The 18,248-nt window shown below is 43.3% G+C and carries 14 protein-coding genes, 20 tRNA genes and 2 rRNA genes; 6 read left to right on the top strand and 30 right to left on the bottom strand.

Going from position 1 to position 18,248, the window contains the following annotated elements:
* Window positions 1–19: 19 nt before the first annotated feature.
* The 21 genes from NSQ84_RS04505 to NSQ84_RS04405 form a co-directional block, all read right to left on the bottom strand.
* Window positions 20–91 (bottom strand) — tRNA-Asn (locus NSQ84_RS04505).
* A 98-nt stretch (window positions 92–189) separates the two neighbouring features.
* Window positions 190–263 (bottom strand) — tRNA-Ile (locus tag NSQ84_RS04500).
* Window positions 264–269: 6 nt separating this feature from the next.
* Window positions 270–340 (bottom strand) — tRNA-Gly (locus tag NSQ84_RS04495).
* 202 nt (window positions 341–542) lie between these two features.
* Window positions 543–618 (bottom strand) — tRNA-His (locus NSQ84_RS04490).
* A 17-nt stretch (window positions 619–635) separates the two neighbouring features.
* A tRNA-Phe gene (locus NSQ84_RS04485) sits at window positions 636–708 on the bottom strand.
* Window positions 709–818: 110 nt separating this feature from the next.
* Window positions 819–894: transfer RNA gene (locus NSQ84_RS04480), tRNA-Asp, on the bottom strand.
* A 2-nt stretch (window positions 895–896) separates the two neighbouring features.
* Window positions 897–973 (bottom strand) — tRNA-Met (locus tag NSQ84_RS04475).
* Window positions 974–983: 10 nt separating this feature from the next.
* A tRNA-Ser gene (locus NSQ84_RS04470) sits at window positions 984–1,073 on the bottom strand.
* A 12-nt stretch (window positions 1,074–1,085) separates the two neighbouring features.
* Window positions 1,086–1,162: transfer RNA gene (locus NSQ84_RS04465), tRNA-Ile, on the bottom strand.
* A gap of 6 nt (window positions 1,163–1,168) precedes the next feature.
* Window positions 1,169–1,242 (bottom strand) — tRNA-Met (locus NSQ84_RS04460).
* Window positions 1,243–1,252: 10 nt separating this feature from the next.
* A tRNA-Ala gene (locus NSQ84_RS04455) sits at window positions 1,253–1,325 on the bottom strand.
* Between the two features lie 11 nt (window positions 1,326–1,336).
* A tRNA-Pro gene (locus NSQ84_RS04450) sits at window positions 1,337–1,413 on the bottom strand.
* 3 nt (window positions 1,414–1,416) lie between these two features.
* Window positions 1,417–1,493 (bottom strand) — tRNA-Arg (locus NSQ84_RS04445).
* Between the two features lie 5 nt (window positions 1,494–1,498).
* A tRNA-Leu gene (locus NSQ84_RS04440) sits at window positions 1,499–1,587 on the bottom strand.
* A gap of 7 nt (window positions 1,588–1,594) precedes the next feature.
* Window positions 1,595–1,666, bottom strand: a tRNA-Gly gene (locus NSQ84_RS04435).
* 6 nt (window positions 1,667–1,672) lie between these two features.
* Window positions 1,673–1,754: transfer RNA gene (locus NSQ84_RS04430), tRNA-Leu, on the bottom strand.
* Between the two features lie 7 nt (window positions 1,755–1,761).
* Window positions 1,762–1,837 (bottom strand) — tRNA-Lys (locus tag NSQ84_RS04425).
* Window positions 1,838–2,013: 176 nt separating this feature from the next.
* A tRNA-Thr gene (locus NSQ84_RS04420) sits at window positions 2,014–2,086 on the bottom strand.
* 159 nt (window positions 2,087–2,245) lie between these two features.
* A tRNA-Val gene (locus NSQ84_RS04415) sits at window positions 2,246–2,321 on the bottom strand.
* A 96-nt stretch (window positions 2,322–2,417) separates the two neighbouring features.
* Window positions 2,418–5,349, bottom strand: a 23S ribosomal RNA gene (locus tag NSQ84_RS04410).
* Between the two features lie 138 nt (window positions 5,350–5,487).
* Window positions 5,488–7,041 (bottom strand): 16S ribosomal RNA (locus NSQ84_RS04405).
* Together the 16S and 23S rRNA genes with 19 tRNA genes alongside form the textbook arrangement of a ribosomal RNA operon.
* 657 nt (window positions 7,042–7,698) lie before the next feature.
* Between NSQ84_RS04405 and NSQ84_RS04400 the strand changes: the two genes are divergently transcribed.
* Complete coding sequence (locus NSQ84_RS04400; RefSeq protein ID WP_063387041.1) at window positions 7,699–7,887, top strand: hypothetical protein; 189 nt, start codon at window positions 7,699–7,701, stop codon at window positions 7,885–7,887.
* A 136-nt stretch (window positions 7,888–8,023) separates the two neighbouring features.
* Here NSQ84_RS04400 and NSQ84_RS04395 read toward each other — a convergent pair.
* Window positions 8,024–8,096 (bottom strand) — tRNA-Ala (locus NSQ84_RS04395).
* Window positions 8,097–8,300: 204 nt separating this feature from the next.
* Between NSQ84_RS04395 and NSQ84_RS04390 the strand changes: the two genes are divergently transcribed.
* A complete protein-coding gene (locus NSQ84_RS04390) occupies window positions 8,301–9,104 on the top strand; it encodes a protein-glutamine gamma-glutamyltransferase (protein WP_063387042.1) in 804 nt (267 codons plus the stop codon).
* Between the two features lie 7 nt (window positions 9,105–9,111).
* Here NSQ84_RS04390 and NSQ84_RS04385 read toward each other — a convergent pair whose 3' ends face one another.
* Window positions 9,112–9,513: a secondary thiamine-phosphate synthase enzyme YjbQ gene (locus NSQ84_RS04385; RefSeq protein ID WP_063387043.1), complete on the bottom strand. Its 402-nt coding sequence runs from the start codon at window positions 9,511–9,513 to the stop codon at window positions 9,112–9,114.
* Window positions 9,514–9,593: 80 nt separating this feature from the next.
* Complete coding sequence (locus NSQ84_RS04380; protein ID WP_063387044.1) at window positions 9,594–10,277, bottom strand: zinc metallopeptidase; 684 nt, start codon at window positions 10,275–10,277, stop codon at window positions 9,594–9,596.
* 263 nt (window positions 10,278–10,540) lie between these two features.
* On the opposite strand from NSQ84_RS04380, the gene NSQ84_RS04375 reads away from it, so the two are divergent.
* Both NSQ84_RS04375 and NSQ84_RS04370 read left to right on the top strand, forming a co-directional pair.
* Window positions 10,541–10,795, top strand: a complete 255-nt coding sequence (locus tag NSQ84_RS04375) for a hypothetical protein (RefSeq protein WP_063387045.1) — start codon at window positions 10,541–10,543, stop codon at window positions 10,793–10,795.
* Window positions 10,792–11,787 carry a potassium channel family protein gene (locus NSQ84_RS04370; protein ID WP_063387046.1) on the top strand — a complete coding sequence of 332 codons (996 nt, stop codon included), beginning with the start codon at window positions 10,792–10,794 and terminating at the stop codon, window positions 11,785–11,787. Before NSQ84_RS04375 ends, NSQ84_RS04370 begins: the two co-directional genes overlap by 4 nt.
* Here the strand turns inward: NSQ84_RS04370 and NSQ84_RS04365 are convergent.
* Both NSQ84_RS04365 and NSQ84_RS04360 read right to left on the bottom strand, forming a co-directional pair.
* Window positions 11,784–12,185 carry a YugN-like family protein gene (locus NSQ84_RS04365; RefSeq protein WP_063387047.1) on the bottom strand — a complete coding sequence of 134 codons (402 nt, stop codon included), beginning with the start codon at window positions 12,183–12,185 and terminating at the stop codon, window positions 11,784–11,786. The two genes, NSQ84_RS04370 and NSQ84_RS04365, sit on opposite strands and share 4 nt — an antisense overlap.
* A 510-nt stretch (window positions 12,186–12,695) precedes the next feature.
* Window positions 12,696–14,045 carry a glucose-6-phosphate isomerase gene (locus NSQ84_RS04360; RefSeq protein ID WP_063387048.1) on the bottom strand — a complete coding sequence of 450 codons (1,350 nt, stop codon included), beginning with the start codon at window positions 14,043–14,045 and terminating at the stop codon, window positions 12,696–12,698.
* 179 nt (window positions 14,046–14,224) lie between these two features.
* On the opposite strand from NSQ84_RS04360, the gene NSQ84_RS04355 reads away from it, so the two are divergent.
* Window positions 14,225–14,458 (top strand): DUF378 domain-containing protein, encoded by a 234-nt coding sequence (locus NSQ84_RS04355; protein WP_063387049.1) that lies wholly within the window; start codon window positions 14,225–14,227, stop codon window positions 14,456–14,458.
* Between the two features lie 338 nt (window positions 14,459–14,796).
* On the opposite strand, the gene yugI is transcribed toward NSQ84_RS04355, so the two are convergent.
* The 3 genes from yugI to NSQ84_RS04340 form a co-directional block, all read right to left on the bottom strand.
* Window positions 14,797–15,162, bottom strand: coding sequence for a S1 domain-containing post-transcriptional regulator GSP13 (gene yugI / locus NSQ84_RS04350; protein ID WP_063387050.1), 366 nt, complete (start codon window positions 15,160–15,162; stop codon window positions 14,797–14,799).
* Between the two features lie 128 nt (window positions 15,163–15,290).
* On the bottom strand, window positions 15,291–16,460 hold the full coding sequence (locus tag NSQ84_RS04345) for an aminotransferase (protein WP_339212251.1): 1,170 nt from the start codon (window positions 16,458–16,460) through the stop codon (window positions 15,291–15,293).
* A complete protein-coding gene (locus NSQ84_RS04340) occupies window positions 16,457–16,957 on the bottom strand; it encodes an Lrp/AsnC family transcriptional regulator (RefSeq protein ID WP_063387051.1) in 501 nt (166 codons plus the stop codon). The genes NSQ84_RS04345 and NSQ84_RS04340 overlap by 4 nt, the downstream gene beginning before the upstream one ends.
* A 159-nt stretch (window positions 16,958–17,116) precedes the next feature.
* Between NSQ84_RS04340 and NSQ84_RS04335 the strand changes: the two genes are divergently transcribed.
* On the top strand, window positions 17,117–17,917 hold the full coding sequence (locus tag NSQ84_RS04335; RefSeq protein ID WP_063387100.1) for an alpha/beta hydrolase: 801 nt from the start codon (window positions 17,117–17,119) through the stop codon (window positions 17,915–17,917).
* A 14-nt stretch (window positions 17,918–17,931) separates the two neighbouring features.
* Here NSQ84_RS04335 and NSQ84_RS04330 read toward each other — a convergent pair whose 3' ends face one another.
* A complete protein-coding gene (locus NSQ84_RS04330) occupies window positions 17,932–18,195 on the bottom strand; it encodes a DUF1871 family protein (protein ID WP_066249268.1) in 264 nt (87 codons plus the stop codon).
* Window positions 18,196–18,248 lie beyond the last annotated feature (53 nt).

The raw sequence follows: 18,248 nt of genomic DNA, 5'->3' as shown, positions 1-18,248 counted from the left end.
TTTTTTGATTTCGAAATGACTCCGCAGGCAGGATTCGAACCTGCGACCGTTCGGTTAACAGCCGAATGCTCTACCACTGAGCTACTGCGGAATATAAAAAAATTTAAGGCATTTTGCCAAATAGAACAGCTTTTGACTGACAATTGCAGCAATGTCAATTGCCCAACTAGGCTGCTTAAAAAATAGCAATGGGCCTGAGTGGACTTGAACCACCGACCTCACGCTTATCAGGCGTGCGCTCTAACCAGCTGAGCTACAAGCCCATATTAAGCGGGTGATGGGAATCGAACCCACGACATCAGCTTGGAAGGCTGAGGTTTTACCACTAAACTACACCCGCGCGAAAATATTTATTTTTCTATTTAAATGATAAACACGCAATTTCCATGCCTCTTCCTCTTCCAGCACTGTTCGAGGATGTAAATGCGTCGAGGCAACTCGCAGATTATTCATTGAAGTGTCGCTCGTGGCTGAGGTTTTACCACTAAACTACACCCGCATAATAAGCTGATGATAGAAATAAATACTTAACTATAGGCAAATGGGGCGACTGATGGGAATCGAACCCACGAATGCCAGAGCCACAATCTGGTGCGTTAACCACTTCGCCACAGTCGCCGCAATTAATAAAACAATGGCTCGGGACGGAATCGAACCGCCGACACAAGGATTTTCAGTCCTTTGCTCTACCGACTGAGCTACCGAGCCGTAAAACTCCGATAAAAAATTATGTACAATCCATCATTAAAGAAAGAATTCATTGACACAACCTGCTGTACTTGAAAAATTCCTCCTACAGCTGTTGAATCAATAATTAATGGCGGTCCCGACGGGAATCGAACCCGCGATCTCCTGCGTGACAGGCAGGCATGTTAACCGCTACACTACGGGACCATTGGTTGCGGGGGCAGGATTTGAACCTGCGACCTTCGGGTTATGAGCCCGACGAGCTACCGGACTGCTCCACCCCGCGATAATAATGACGGAGGAGGAGGGATTCGAACCCCCGCGCGGTTTGACCCGCCTCTCGGTTTTCAAGACCGACCCCTTCAGCCAGACTTGGGTACTCCTCCATATAATAAAGATGGTGGACCTTGCAGGATTCGAACCTGCGACCGGACGGTTATGAGCCGTCTGCTCTGACCAGCTGAGCTAAAGGTCCGAAAAATGGCGGTGGAGGGGATCGAACCCCCGACCTCACGGGTATGAACCGTACGCTCTAGCCAGCTGAGCTACACCGCCAAATTAAATATGGAGCCTAGCGGGATCGAACCGCTGACCTCCTGCGTGCAAAGCAGGCGCTCTCCCAGCTGAGCTAAGGCCCCTTTAAATTCCCTGGTCGGGAAGACAGGATTCGAACCTGCGACCCCATGGTCCCAAACCATGTGCTCTACCAAGCTGAGCTACTTCCCGATATGGCGCGCCCGAGAGGAGTCGAACCCCTAACCTTTTGATCCGTAGTCAAACGCTCTATCCAATTGAGCTACGGGCGCAAATATGGTGCCGAGGACCGGACTTGAACCGGTACGGTAGTCACCTACCGCAGGATTTTAAGTCCTGTGCGTCTGCCAATTCCGCCACCCCGGCAGAGAAAAGCGGAAGACGGGATTCGAACCCGCGACCCCCACCTTGGCAAGGTGGTGTTCTACCACTGAACTACTTCCGCGTATTATGCGGGTGGAGGGACTTGAACCCCCACGCCGTAAGGCGCTAGATCCTAAGTCTAGTGCGTCTGCCAATTCCGCCACACCCGCGTCAAAATGGTGAGCCATGGAGGATTCGAACCTCCGACCCTCTGATTAAAAGTCAGATGCTCTACCGACTGAGCTAATGGCTCATAAAAAATTTTTTTCTCCTAATCCATTTTTCATTTGTCAGATGTCCCTTCCTCTGCCAGTCTTTTCGAGGATGTTGGATGCGTCGGGACAACTCTCTGATTGTTCGTCGAAGCATTGCTCGTTTCTCTGACGACTAATCTAAAAGTTCCTGCTCAATATGCAACACCTTTAATGATGCCGGCGAGAGGAATCGAACCCCCAACCTACTGATTACGATTCAGTTGCTCTGCCAATTGAGCTACACCGGCATGATGAATACAACAATCAATAATCAGTCTTGCTTCATTTGATCGTCGTTCCAATCTTAGAAATCTTGTCCAAGGAAAAGTTCAATTGGTACGATGAAGCAGCATGAAAGACGATATCTCGACCGTGCTTTGCCAATTGAGCTGAATCGATATACTGTATGGTGGAGGATGACGGGATCGAACCGCCGACCCCTTGCTTGTAAGGCAAGTGCTCTCCCAGCTGAGCTAATCCTCCAATTCAAAAATCACCAGAGGACATATGCAAAGTAAATAAAAGTCCATAATTCTTTCAAAACTAGATAACGGTTCCTTCACGAATAGATGCTCTTTCTTGGTTAAGTCCTCGATCGATTAGTATCCGTCAGCTCCACGTGTCACCACGCTTCCACCTCGGACCTATCTACCTCGTCATCTTCAAGGGATCTTACTCGCGTTTAGCGATGGGAAATCTCATCTTGAGGGGGGCTTCACGCTTAGATGCTTTCAGCGCTTATCCCTTCCGCACATAGCTACCCAGCGATGCCCCTGGCGGGACAACTGGTACACCAGCGGTGCGTCCATCCCGGTCCTCTCGTACTAAGGACAGCTCCTCTCAAATTTCCTGCGCCCGCGACGGATAGGGACCGAACTGTCTCACGACGTTCTGAACCCAGCTCGCGTACCGCTTTAATGGGCGAACAGCCCAACCCTTGGGACCGACTACAGCCCCAGGATGCGATGAGCCGACATCGAGGTGCCAAACCTCCCCGTCGATGTGGACTCTTGGGGGAGATCAGCCTGTTATCCCCGGGGTAGCTTTTATCCGTTGAGCGATGGCCCTTCCATGCGGAACCACCGGATCACTAAGCCCGACTTTCGTCCCTGCTCGACTTGTAGGTCTCGCAGTCAAGCTCCCTTCTGCCTTTGCACTCTCCGAATGATTTCCAACCATTCTGAGGGAACCTTTGGGCGCCTCCGTTACCTTTTAGGAGGCGACCGCCCCAGTCAAACTGCCCACCTGACACTGTCTCCCGCCCCGATCAGGGGCGCGGGTTAGAATGTCAGTACAGCCAGGGTAGTATCCCACCGTCGCCTCAGCGCAAGCTGGCGCTCACGCGTCTCTGGCTCCTACCTATCCTGTACAAGCTGTACCCACATTCAATATCAGGCTGCAGTAAAGCTCCACGGGGTCTTTCCGTCCTGTCGCGGGTAACCTGCATCTTCACAGGTACTATAATTTCACCGAGTCTCTCGTTGAGACAGTGCCCAGATCGTTACGCCTTTCGTGCGGGTCGGAACTTACCCGACAAGGAATTTCGCTACCTTAGGACCGTTATAGTTACGGCCGCCGTTTACTGGGGCTTCGGTTCGCACCTTCGCTTTTCGCTAAGCGCTCCCCTTAACCTTCCAGCACCGGGCAGGCGTCAGCCCCTATACTTCACCTTACGGTTTCGCAGAGACCTGTGTTTTTGCTAAACAGTCGCCTGGGCCTTTTCACTGCGGCTCATCATGGCTTATCACCTTGATGAGCACCCCTTCTCCCGAAGTTACGGGGTCATTTTGCCGAGTTCCTTAACGAGAGTTCTCTCGCTCACCTTAGGATTCTCTCCTCGCCTACCTGTGTCGGTTTGCGGTACGGGCACCTCTCACCTCGCTAGAGGCTTTTCTTGGCAGTGTGGAATCGGGAACTTCGGTACTTCCTTTCCCTCGCCATCACAGCTCAGCCTTCCGGCAAGCGGATTTGCCTGCTTGCCAGCCTAACTGCTTGGACGCGCACATCCAGCCGCGCGCTTGCCCTATCCTCCTGCGTCCCCCCATTGCTCAAACGGTGAGGAGGTGGTACAGGAATATCAACCTGTTGTCCATCACCTACGCCTTTCGGCCTCGGCTTAGGTCCCGACTAACCCTGAGCGGACGAGCCTTCCTCAGGAAACCTTAGGCTTTCGGCGGAGGGGATTCTCACCCCTCTTTCGCTACTCATACCGGCATTCTCACTTCTAAGCGCTCCACCGGTCCTTCCGGTCCGGCTTCGATGCCCTTAGAACGCTCTCCTACCGCTGACACCAACGGTGTCAACCCGCAGCTTCGGTGATACGTTTAGCCCCGGTACATTTTCGGCGCAGAGCCACTCGACCAGTGAGCTATTACGCACTCTTTAAATGGTGGCTGCTTCTAAGCCAACATCCTGGTTGTCTAAGCAGCTCCACATCCTTTTCCACTTAACGTATACTTTGGGACCTTAGCTGGCGGTCTGGGCTGTTTCCCTTTTGACCACGGATCTTATCACTCGCAGTCTGACTCCCAAGGATAAGTCATTGGCATTCGGAGTTTGACTGAATTCGGTAACCCGATGGGGGCCCCTCGTCCAATCAGTGCTCTACCTCCAAGACTCTTCCCTTGAGGCTAGCCCTAAAGCTATTTCGGAGAGAACCAGCTATCTCCAAGTTCGATTGGCATTTCACCCCTACCCACACCTCATCCCCGCACTTTTCAACGTGCGTGGGTTCGGGCCTCCAGCAAGTGTTACCTTGCCTTCACCCTGGACATGGGTAGATCACCTGGTTTCGGGTCTGCGACCTCGTACTATTTCGCCCTCTTCAGACTCGCTTTCGCTGCGGCTCCGCCTTTCGGCTTAACCTTGCACGAAATCGCAACTCGCCGGTTCATTCTACAAAAGGCACGCCATCACCCGTTAATGGGCTCTGACTACTTGTAGGCACACGGTTTCAGGTTCTCTTTCACTCCCCTCCCGGGGTGCTTTTCACCTTTCCCTCACGGTACTGGTTCACTATCGGTCACTAGGGAGTATTTAGCCTTGGGAGATGGTCCTCCCTGCTTCCGACGGGATTTCACGTGTCCCGCCGTACTCAGGATCCACTCGGGAGGGAACGGAGTTTCGACTACAGGGTTGTTACCTTCTCTGACGGGCCTTTCCAGACCTCTTCGTCTACCCCGTTCCTTTGTCACTCCTTAATCGAGTGTCCTACAACCCCAAGAGGCACGCCTCTTGGTTTGGGCTGTTCCCGTTTCGCTCGCCGCTACTCAGGGAATCGCTGTTGCTTTCTCTTCCTCCGGGTACTTAGATGTTTCAGTTCCCCGGGTTGCCCTCCATACCCTATGGATTCAGGTATGGATACTGCCCCATTACGGGCAGTGGGTTCCCCCATTCGGACATCTCCGGATCGACGCTTACTTACAGCTCCCCGAAGCATTTCGGTGTTTGTCCCGTCCTTCATCGGCTCCTAGTGCCAAGGCATCCACCGTGCGCCCTTTCTAACTTAACCGTTTCTTCCTAACATGAGCGATCTATTCGTGAATGTCTTTCCGTTATCCAGTTTTCAAAGAACAATCAAGAAGGATATGATCCTTCAAAACTAAACAAAACGGAAAAGCGTACCCTATTTCAATGTATATATCCTTAGAAAGGAGGTGATCCAGCCGCACCTTCCGATACGGCTACCTTGTTACGACTTCACCCCAATCATTTGTCCCACCTTCGGCGGCTGGCTCCCGTAAGGGTTACCCCACCGACTTCGGGTGTTACAAACTCTCGTGGTGTGACGGGCGGTGTGTACAAGACCCGGGAACGTATTCACCGCGGCATGCTGATCCGCGATTACTAGCGATTCCGGCTTCATGCAGGCGAGTTGCAGCCTGCAATCCGAACTGAGAGTGGTTTTTTGGGATTCGCTCCACCTCGCGGTTTCGCTGCCCTTTGTACCACCCATTGTAGCACGTGTGTAGCCCAGGTCATAAGGGGCATGATGATTTGACGTCATCCCCACCTTCCTCCGACTTTTAGCCGGCAGTCACCTTAGAGTGCCCAACTGAATGCTGGCAACTAAGGTCAAGGGTTGCGCTCGTTGCGGGACTTAACCCAACATCTCACGACACGAGCTGACGACAACCATGCACCACCTGTCACCCTGTCCCCGAAAGGGGAACGCCCTATCTCTAGGGTTGTCAGGGGATGTCAAGACCTGGTAAGGTTCTTCGCGTTGCTTCGAATTAAACCACATGCTCCACCGCTTGTGCGGGTCCCCGTCAATTCCTTTGAGTTTCAGCCTTGCGGCCGTACTCCCCAGGCGGAGTGCTTAATGCGTTTGCTGCAGCACTAAAGGGTGGATACCCTCTAACACTTAGCACTCATCGTTTACGGCGTGGACTACCAGGGTATCTAATCCTGTTCGCTCCCCACGCTTTCGCGCCTCAGCGTCAGTTACAGGCCAGAGAGCCGCCTTCGCCACTGGTGTTCCTCCACATCTCTACGCATTTCACCGCTACACGTGGAATTCCGCTCCCCTCTCCTGCACTCAAGTTCCCCAGTTTCCAATGGCCGCTCGCGGTTGAGCCGCGAGATTTCACATCAGACTTAAGGAACCGCCTGCGCGCGCTTTACGCCCAATAATTCCGGACAACGCTTGCCACCTACGTATTACCGCGGCTGCTGGCACGTAGTTAGCCGTGGCTTCCTCGTCAGGTACCGTCAAGGTACCGCCCTGTTCGAACGGTACTTGTTCTTCCCTGACAACAGAGCTTTACGATCCGAAGACCTTCTTCGCTCACGCGGCGTTGCTCCGTCAGACTTTCGTCCATTGCGGAAGATTCCCTACTGCTGCCTCCCGTAGGAGTCTGGGCCGTGTCTCAGTCCCAGTGTGGCCGGTCACCCTCTCAGGTCGGCTACGCATCGTCGCCTTGGTGAGCCGTTACCTCACCAACTAGCTAATGCGCCGCGGGCCCATCCTGCAGTGACAGCTAAAAGCCGCCTTTCAACCGAAAACCATGCGGTTTTCGGTGTTATCCGGTATTAGCTCCGGTTTCCCGAAGTTATCCCAGTCTGCAGGGCAGGTTGCCCACGTGTTACTCACCCGTCCGCCGCTAACCTAAAGGAGCAAGCTCCCTTCGGTCCGCTCGACTTGCATGTATTAGGCACGCCGCCAGCGTTCGTCCTGAGCCAGGATCAAACTCTCCAAAAAAAAGTTTGTCACCAAATGCTCTTGTCAGAATCAACAGGCACGCTTTTCGTTTTGTTCAGTTTTCAAAGATCATTTTCCGCTGTATTTTTACAGCGACTTTTTCAATATACAACTATTCAGAGCAAAATGTCAAGAGTTTTTTTAAAAAGTAATTTTTTATTCATGACTAATGTCTCATTGATCTTAACGACATTTGATATTCTATCACCATTAACCACTAATTGCAATATAAATTTTTATAAAAAAAGATTTATTTTTGATAGTCGTTAGACAAAAATTGATTTAGTAGACGAAAGCATACTCATTCAAATAATTATCTGTTAGAACATATTTTACCACAAACAAACGCATTGTTAAGCACCTCTTACTGTTTGTGATCCGCTAAAATTTCTATCTAACGAGCCAAAGGAAAATCGATGTCAAGCATTTGTCAGCATCACCGTTTTCATAAACACGATTTCACCGGATTGAAACCTGACACTGTGAAGCAATTTATCGATCGAGACAATAGTTTCCTCAACTTAAAAAAAGACGCGATGCAGCCAAGTACAAATAAAAGCAGAATGCTGATGCAGCCATAGCATTTATTTTTTTGTATTAAAAATGGACAAGCATGAATATATAAAATTTAGAGAGACAAAAGCGGGAGGGATAAAAATGGATCTGGCTTTCTTAATTATTGCTTATTTTTTATCCATTTTCCATTTTGCATATGGATATAAAGAAGCTATAAGAATAAGCGAAGAAAACGGAAAAGTGAACGGTTGGTCCGTCATTTTTTCGTTTCCACTCGGATTTATATTTGCATTTTTTACAAACTTTTTTTATCACAAAATATATTTATAAATTCAATCAGTAGATTTATACAATCTTTACGGAAAAGCTTTTTCCTTCATCTTTTCATTGAAGACGAATATTATCACAAAAAACTCATTTTTTATGAAGAAATAATAAAACCCTTGGTCAACAAGGGTTTTTTAAATGGAGCATAGGGGGCTCGAACCCCTGACCTTCGCGCTGCCAGCACGACGCTCTCCCAACTGAGCTAATGCCCCGTTTTTCATTTGTCACAGACAATATTATAGCGTGATGATTTTTCCAATACAAGTATAAATTTATACAAATGACGAAATTTCATAAGAGGTTTTTCTCCTGTAAAAAAGTTGATGCGGTAACGCTCTTTTCAAAGATATATCAGAATTTACATGGACCAATTACTTATCAAAATCATACGATGGCTACAGAGGGGGGAACGATAAATGATTGCAATTCAAAATAGGCCTATTACAGCTAATGAATTAAAAGAATTTTTTTCAGATGCAAAAGATCGGGAAATTATTGATTGGATGGCAAACAGCCACAAAGTTTATCGCTATGAATCCTTAAATGAATTAAAGTTTGAAATTTTATTCAGGAGAAAAACGATCGAAGCTTCGCTCGACCTTTTAAAAAGCAAAGCGCAATTTGCGACATTTGAAAATTCATACTGTCATGATCGCTTCTGGCAGCTGAGCAGTAAAGGGGCGTTTTTGTTAAAAAAAGATGTGACTCCGGCAAAAGGAATAGAGGACATTTTTATAAATGGAAATAAATATGCATTTGAATGTGCAACAGCTATAGTCATTGTGTTCTATAAAGCTGCTCTTGATTCAATAGGAGAAAAAGCTTTTAATTATTTATTTGCAGATCTTGTTTTATATGACTGGCATTACGACAAAGACCTCGGAGTCCGAACGACCGTTACGACTGATTTTGTCCCAGGAGACTGCGTTTATTTCAACAACCCGGATTTTAACCCGGAAACACCACAGTGGCGGGGGGTAAATGCGATTCATCTCGGCAATAATCTGTATTACGGTCACGGAATCGGAATTCGTGATGCAAAAGGCGTCATCGAAACGTTAAATCGATATCGAAAAAGACAAGCGGTTGAATCGGCTTATTTAAAAGATCAAGTTACAAGACCGAATTACAAGTACCTATCAACTTATCAAAACTATATTCGTGAAAATAAAAATAAACGAATTTCGGCTAGAATCGGGCAAACTTTTTATACATTTTAACTAAAACCTATCCTTTTAAAATTTTTGCATAATATGTCCGTTTTCTAGGTCCGTCAAACTCGCAAAAATAAATGCCTTGCCATGTCCCAAGCAGCAAATTTCCTTCCAAGATGATAACGTGCTGGGATGCTCCGACAGTACTTGCTTTCATATGAGCAGCAGTATTCCCTTCAAAATGCCGGTCAAGCGGATTCTCCCATGGGTACAGCTCATCGAAACGGCGAATCATATCCCGCTTTACGTCAGGATCAGCATTTTCATTGATCGTAATGCCTGCTGTCGTGTGCGGACAGTATACCACAACTATCCCTTCTGAAACGGCTGATTCATGCACAAACTGTTGAATTGACATTGTAATGTCAATCATTTCATCACGCCGGCTCGTCTGTAATATAAATTTTTTTAACATGATAAACACCGCCTCTTAGCCTTGCGCTTTTTCTAAAATGACAAGGGGCCTATTATACGAATAAGCCCCTTTTCCAATTTTTATTCTTCTTGAGATTGGAAGAAAATCATCACGAATTTCAGAAGTTCAAATAGAGATATTAAAGCTGCCGCAACATACGTTAAAGCCGCTGCATTTAATACTTTATTGACTCCGTGCTCTTCTTCGTTTCGGATAAAGCCGTCGCTTACTAAAATAGCTTTTGCTCTAGAGCTCGCATTAAACTCAACAGGCAATGTGATCAACTGAAATGCAACTGCAGCGGAGAAAAAGATAATCCCAAGCCCTAACAAGTTTAAGCTTTGTAATAAAAACCCGGCAATAAGCAAAATCGGAGCAATTCCCGATGTAAGATTGACAACTGGAAACATTTTATGTCTTAACACAAGAGCACCATACCGTTCTTTATGTTGAATTGCGTGTCCGCACTCATGCGCCGCGACGGAGACGGCCGCAATCGAATTTCCGTAATAAACCGGCTCTGATAACCGCACAACCCGATGAATTGGATCGTAGTGGTCTGTCAGCTGCCCGTGAACAGGCTCGACTGGAACGTCATAAAGTCCGTTTTGATCCAAAATTCTCCGCGCAACTTCTGCCCCTGTTAAATGACTCGAAGCGATCACATCGGAATACTTAGCAAAATTCCCTTTCACACGGAATTGCGCCCAAATAGATATTCCGAAGGCAATGAACACCAGAATGTCCATCGGATGAAAAAGCATTTTGAAAAACCTCCCGTTCTATTTTTTATAGTTAACAATAATATAACAATTTTTGAAGGAATTTGTACAGAATTTTGTATCAATGTAAAAGAACTGACACATGTCTTTACTATTCTACGATGACATGAACCATTTCATTCAGCTTTACTGTAAAATCACCCCATAATTATGAATTCAGCTGTCCAACATATTCATACGCATTTGTATACGAAAAGTTTCATTTTCAAAAAAGAATTTGCACATACTAATACAGGGGTGTTGAGATGAAACTTAATAATGAAGAGAAAAAACAACTGAGTACCGCAATTGATAACATGAACGATGCGTTAGATGTTTTTATCGAGCTGTACAATGAATCAGAAGAAGATGTAAGCATTATAGAATTTGAAGATCAAACCATCAAGGCGATTAAACGCGCGGTCGATGCATACGGAAAAGAGGCCGTTTCCAAAAAAATCAATACAATTATTACAGAAATTTTCTCTTTTCTTGCCGAAACGAAAGGAAGTAAATCATGAAATCGACAAAGCTTTGGATTCAATATTTAAGGTGGCCGGTTTTTATCCGAATGTCTGTTATTGTGTTAATGATTTTAATTTTGTTTGGCACGATGATTTCTTACATAGAACCGAAGGAGTTTCCTACACCTTTTGAAGGCATATGGTGGGCTCTTGTAACAATGTCTACAACCGGTTATGGCGATTTCGTTCCAAAAACTTTTTTGGGACGTACATTCGGAATGATACTAATTTTGACCGGAGTAGCATTTTTAACATCCTATTTTACGAATTTATCAGCTGCTGCTGTAAAAAGGCAAAATGCCTATATTGACGGGGAAATTCCTTTCAAAGGGAAAAACCATTTTTTATTAATTGGCTGGAATGAAAAAACAAAGGAGATTATTGAAACACTGCGTATTATAAAATTTTACTGCCCTATTGTTCTTATCGACCAAACATTATCTGAGGCACCTTATATTGATGAAAACATACACTTTATTAAAGGAAATCCTGCCGATGATCAAATTTTAAATAAAGCAAACATTAAAGAGGCAAAAGCTGTCTTCATCACAGCTGATCAACATAGAAACGAATTGGAAGCCGACATGCTCACGATTTTAGTATTAATTACGGTAAAAGCGTCAAATCCGTCCGTGTACACCATTTGCGAAATGATGACAAAAACACAAACATTGAATGCCAAACGGGCGGGAGCTGATGAGATTATTCAATCTTTCCAGGTGGTTGGTCAAGTCTTTTTAAACAGCTTCTTATTTCAGAATGGATTTTCGAATGTTATATTAGAGCTCGGGAAAGCATACGGCGCCCGCTTAACAATTGAATCTCCAACAGACCAGGACATCGGGAAAAATTTTCAGCAATTACATAATGACCTGTTTTCCAATGGCATCATTCTTTTTGGCATCAAAAGAGGGGAAGAGATTTTTCTAAACCCTCCCCACAATTTTACAGTCGTTCAACACGATTGTTTAATAGCTTTAAAAAGCTAATTTAATCTTCTTTCAAGCTCTTGAATTAGTGTCTCTCCTAATTGAACATAAGGCTCTAAAACATCGGCATCTTTTTCCGCCGGTTCGGAAAACTGATTAAAGGAGGCTTGGAAGTTTCCAATTGCCGCATGATCGTCAAGTCCCTCTTTATATTTGTGGGTTAAAATAAAAGGCCGGCCGAGTCTTACCGTTGCATTATGTGCATCCAATTGCCCGTCGACAGCACGAAACGGTATTCTTAAAAAGTGGTATCCGTCGTCATCATCCATCAGATAATCAAAATAACCGTGATCATAATCCCAATTCCCTCCAATTGTGTATCCTAACTGTTTTAATTCCAGTTCTAAATCGTATAAAGGATATTGTTTTCCTTCCAAAGATGAAGAAATTTCAATCATAACTTAAACACCTTCCTGCTCATTTTTTATTATGTTTACCCAATGGTGAAAAAGTAGTCATGAAAGATGCTCTTCAAGCTTTATGGAAAATGGCGATTTTTGCATTCGGCAAATATTCGAGCGAATTGTTCGTTTGATGGAAAGTCATTATTTTAAGTTAAAAAATTGGTTTTTTATTTCGAATTTTTGCTCTAACTATGCGGATCCCTCTTCCCAATAATATGCTCCACGCTCTTACAGCGGACAGATAAAAGTTAAAGGGCTTCTGTTAATGGAAGGGATATAACGTGACAGTCAAAAATATTGCGATGAAGAGCAAATTGTGTATTTATTTTTCTAAATAAAGGAATAAAAGAGCAACATTGCATTCCAATTGTCGGAAGCGGGCAGCAGATAGACAAAAATAAAACAGCTGTAGCTAGAAATAGCTACAGCTGCTGCTTAATCAAATTCTGTCTGCTTGGCAAAGGAAAATTCAGCAATTGCCGTTCTTTTTTACATGATTCCCTTTTATTTCAAGCGTTTTTCAAGCTCAGCTTTTTTCTCTTCAAAGCCCGGTTTGCCTAAAAGAGCGAACATGTTGATTTTGTATGCTTCTACGCCTGGCTGGTCAAACGGGTTAACGCCAAGTAAATAACCGCTCATTGCACAAGCTTTTTCAAAGAAATAAACGAGATATCCGAATGTATAAGCGTTTAATTCAGGAATGGAAACAATGAGGTTCGGTACGCCCCCGTCAGTATGAGCTAAGAGAGTCCCTTCAAATGCTTTTTTATTGACAAAATCAACAGATTTTCCGGCTAAATAATTTAATCCGTCCAGGTTGCTTTCATCTTCTTCAATCGTTATGTCATGCCGTACCTTCTCTACATGTAAGATCGTTTCAAATATGTCCCGGCGCCCTTCTTGCACATATTGTCCTAACGAATGCAGATCTGTCGAAAAGTTGGCTGAAGCAGGGAAAATACCTTTCAAATCTTTTCCTTCACTTTCCCCGAAAAGCTGCTTCCACCATTCCGCAAAATATTGAAGAGCCGGCTCATAATTGATGAGCATTTCAATTGTTTTCCCTTTATTATAAAGAATATTGCGCGCAACGGCATACTGGTAAGCTGGATTCTCCATTAGCTCGGAAGAAGAAAAATCTCTTCTTGCATCTTGAGCGCCCTTCATAATCTCTTCAATATCCACTCCGCTTACCGCAATCGGAAGAAGCCCGACAGCAGTTAGAACAGAATATCGTCCGCCGACATCATCCGGGATAATAAATGATTCATATCCTTCTTCATTTGCGAGTGTTTTGAGGGCTCCGCGCGCTTTATCTGTCGTAGCATAAATACGTTTTTTCGCTTCTTCTCTTCCATATTTATCCTCTAATAATTTGCGGAAAATTCGGAACGCTATCGCTGGTTCTGTCGTTGTTCCAGATTTAGAAATGACATTAATGGAAAAATCTTTTTCTTTTATAAAATCAATAACATCTTGGATATATGTAGAACTTATATTGTTTCCGACAAAAATAATTTGCGGCGCTTTTCTTTGGCTTTTTGAAAGAGCATTAAAAAATGAATGGTTCAACATTTCAATTGCAGCTCGAGCACCTAAATAAGAACCTCCGATTCCGATGACAAGCAATACATCAGAATCCGAACGGATTTTTTCGGCACATTGTTGAATCCGTGCAAATTCCTCCTTGTCATAATCTTGCGGCAAATCGATCCAGCCTAAAAAATCACTTCCTTGACCTGATTTTTCATGCAAGGAATGATGGGCAACCTTTACAAAATCTTGATAATATGTAAATTCTTGCTCACTAAAAAAAGATAAAGCTTTAGAGTAATCAAAACGTACATGTGCCATAAGCCAATTCCTCCATCTCTAAAAATTTATCTGCCATGTCTTCCACTTTATCGAAAATATTTGTCGAAATCAAGAAAACAATAAACAGAACAGGCTCATTATTCCTGCTATCAGATGTATAAATTTTTCATTTTGATACAAGTTAATAAGGAAAAATTCAACTTAAAGGAGGTAGCAACATGAGCACTTTACAGCGGATTGCACTGCTTTTTACAATAATCGGAGCCCTGAACTGGGGTCTTATCGGATTTTTTCAATTTGATCTTGTGGCAGCTATTTTTGGCGGCCAAAATGCTGCTTTATCTAGAATCATTTATGGTATAGTCGGTATTGCCGGTCTCATTAATCTTGCTCTCTTATTTAAACCTGATGCAGAATTTGCCCGTAATGAGCCTAAGACGGAAACAAGATAAAGACAACAAGCATTTCAATGAGATCAAAATTCGGAGCTTAAAAAATCGACATAATTTTCTGTAAAAAAACCTTCTATAATTTTTTTCTAAAATCGACAGAACCGAAAAGTAGGGTTCAAATAAACCGGCATAATTGCCGGTTTTTTTCATTAGCGCAGCTTGAAGGATTGCCGCTTTTCGAACTTCTATAACCGAAATGACATTCGATAAATCTTTAAAAGAATGTCCGGGCAAAGTTCGATAGCAGTCTTTGTAACAGGAATAAGTATTAAAAAGCAAATTCGTGTTCTACAATAACGTTTCCGTAAAATTCCGCCATGACCATGATGCGTATGTCTTTATTTTTTTATAATATTTTCGTGTTTTGATTGTTCAATCCATTCCTGCAGCTTTTCACGCAATGTGTTAAAGCCTCTTGACGCTTCGTTTTCTGTTTTTTGTTTAGCAATTGGTTTTGATTTTTCTTCCACTGCCTTAATGGATAAGCTGATCTTTCCCGATTCATGATCAACAGAAAGAATTTTTACATTTACTTCATCGCCGATCTTTAAGTAATCCCGGACATCTTTTACATATCCGTGGGCAATTTCCGAAATATGCACTAGACCTTGCGTTTCTTCATCCAATGCTACAAATGCACCGTACGGCTGGATTCCTGTCACTTTACCAACTAAAACAGCCCCGATAGGATATTGATTAGCCATTTAAACACTCCTAATTCATAATTTCTGCTTAAAACGAATATGCGGTGATCAATTATAACACAATGTACTCATTTGAGCAAAAATAAATAAAAAAACCTGGCCTCATATTAGGCCAGGCAATAAAAGCATTATAAAGATTGTACAAATCGTTTGATCCTTTTCATCGCTTCTTGAAGCTGCTCCATAGATGATGCGTATGAACAACGAATATATCCTTCGCCGCTTTGGCCAAAAACATTGCCGGGGACTACTGCTACTTTTTCTTCTAAAAGCAATCTCTCCGCAAATTCCTCGGAAGACAATCCGGTGCTTTTAATGCTTGGAAAAGCATAAAAGGCACCGCCCGGCATATGACAAAATAAACCGGCTTCATTTAACGACTGAATAATGTAGTTTCTTCTTCTTTGATAGCTTTTCCGCATATATAAAACATCTTCATCATTTTCCAATGCTTCTAATGCAGCGTATTGGGCCATTGTCGGCGCGCACATGATCGAATATTGATGAACCTTCAACATTGCACGCGCAAAAACTCGGTCAGCAGCTATATACCCAAGCCGCCACCCTGTCATGGCAAAGCCTTTAGAAAAGCCGGAAATAAGAATTGTCCGTTCCTTCATACCTTCAATACTCGGCATGCTTACATATTCGTCTTCATAACAGAGCTCAGCATAAATCTCATCAGCCACTACCAGCAAGTCATATCGCTTAGCAATTTGTGCAACTGCTTCCAGCTCTTTCTTCGATAAAACCGTTCCTGTCGGGTTGTTTGGCGTACAAATCATAATGGCTTTTGTCTTACTTGTAATATATTTTTCCAAAATTTTCGGATTGACTTTAAATTCTTCTTCTCCAAAGGTAGATACGCTGACAGGCTTCCCTCCCGCGAGAGTGACCAGAGGCGCATATGAAACAAAGCAAGGTTCTATTATTAATACTTCATCCCCGCTATTAATAATAGACCGGAAAGCTATATCGATCGCTTGACTCGCACCAACTGTTACAATAATTTCTTCAGCCGGATCGTACTGTAAATCAAAACGTTTGAACAAATACTCGCTGATTTTTTCGCGAAGCTCATACAATCCAGCGTTTGCTGTATAAGATGTAAATCCTTGTTCCAAGGAAAGAATGCAGGCTTCGCGTACATTCCATGGAGTGACAAAATCAGGCTCTCCTACACCAAGTGAAATAACGCCTTCCATATTGGCAGCCAGGTCAAAAAACTTGCGGATGCCTGATGGCTTCATATTTATGACAGTTTCTGACAAATATGAATTTAACGTCTTCATTTTCATGGTGACACCACGATTCTTTTATCTTTATCTTCGTGATCAAAAATGATTCCGTCATGTTTATATTTTTTCAAAATAAAATGTGTTGTTGTAGATAAAACGGATTCAAGCGTTGACAGCTTCTCCGATACAAAACGGGCTATATCATTCATTGTTTTTCCTTCAATCACGACAGAAAGATCATAAGCGCCTGACATTAAATAAACCGATTTAACCTCGTTAAATCGATAAATGCGTTCGGCAATTTCATCAAACCCTACGCCTCTTTTTGGAGCCACCTTTACATCGATCATGGCTGTTACGCCTTCATGTCCGTCTACCTTTTTCCAATCAATAGTTGTCGCATAATTCACGATGATTTTTTTCTCTTCTAAACCTGAAATCAATTTCTTTGTCTCTTCCTCAGAAAGTCCAATCATTTTCGCAATTGTTTCAGGTGTTAAGCGGCTGTCTTCCTCCAAAATTTCTAAAATTTCTGTTTCCTTTTCAGTCAATTTCATTTTTGTAAATCCCCCTAAAATGGAATCTTCAGATAATTATATCACGTTCCAGAATTTTTACATCACTATGCCAGAAAATTTTTTAAATTGATGGATAAACTAACGGTACAAAATTACTGAAAGGAGAAATAAGCATTGCTAAAGGAAATCCATCACAAGATGAAAATATTAGGAACAAATATATATTACGAATATTATCATCATCCACAACAAACAGATACGATCGTGCTGATTCATGGATTTTTATCCTCCACCTTCAGCTATAGAAAATTAATCCCTTTATTAAAAAAGCACTTTTCCATTATAGCCATTGATCTTCCCCCATTTGGGAAATCAGAAAAAGCAACGAAGTTTTTCTATTCCTATCACAACATGGCAAAAGCGGTTATAGAGCTTTTAGAACGTCTGCAAATCAAACAGGCTGTAATTGTCGGCCATTCCATGGGCGGACAAATTTCTTTATATGCAGCTAAGCAAAAACCTGATTTGTTTAAAAAAATTGTGCTCATTTGCAGCTCTGGTTATATGCAAAAGATGCCTTCCTCTCTCATATTTTGTTCATATCTCCCGTATTTTTACCTTTACGTTAAAAGACAATTTATCAGGCAAGGCGTATGGAAAAGCTTATGCAGTGTCGTGCACGACCAATCGCTCATTAACGAAGACATGATATACGGATATAGCGAACCGTTTTATGACGATAAAATTTTCAGAGCATTGACCCGAATGATTCGTGAACGTGAAGGAGATCTTTCCTCACAAGACTTAAAAACGATTGAAATTCCATGCTTATTAGTATGGGGGGAAGAAGATAAAATCGTTCCAATCGAAGTCGGATACCAGCTTCAGAAAGATTTGCCCATCTCTCGTTTTGTCTCCTTCAAACAAACAGGCCATTTAGTGCCTGAAGAGCGGCCATATCATGTTAGTAATCACATTTTTGATTTTTGTTTCGGCTAAATAGGTAAGCGTTTTTACAATAATTGGCATGACACATTTTTTTTAATCGCCAATAGTTTTTTGGCGATTTTTTCACATTCCTTTAAAGGTATAACCTCTTCAAAAGAGAATTCGTAAATTGACTGAATCTTCCTAGCCAACTGTAAAGGGTGATCAATTGTATGAACGGCTTGAATGCAATCAACTATTTCCAGTTCGTAAGCATCATTGCCCAGTTGGAGCGGATCCCATTCACTTAACAGTTCAATCATAAATAAATTTGCCTCTTTTTGTTCCATATCGCTTCCCCCAAATTGGTACAAAATGTTTGCAATTGTATTTTAGCACATAT

The sequence above is a fragment of the Aeribacillus sp. FSL K6-3256 genome, from assembly GCF_037965805.1.
GTDB lineage: Bacteria > Bacillota > Bacilli > Bacillales > Aeribacillaceae > Aeribacillus > Aeribacillus composti.
Note: the sequence above shows the minus strand (reverse complement) of the source record. Positions and strands in the feature narration are given on the sequence as shown.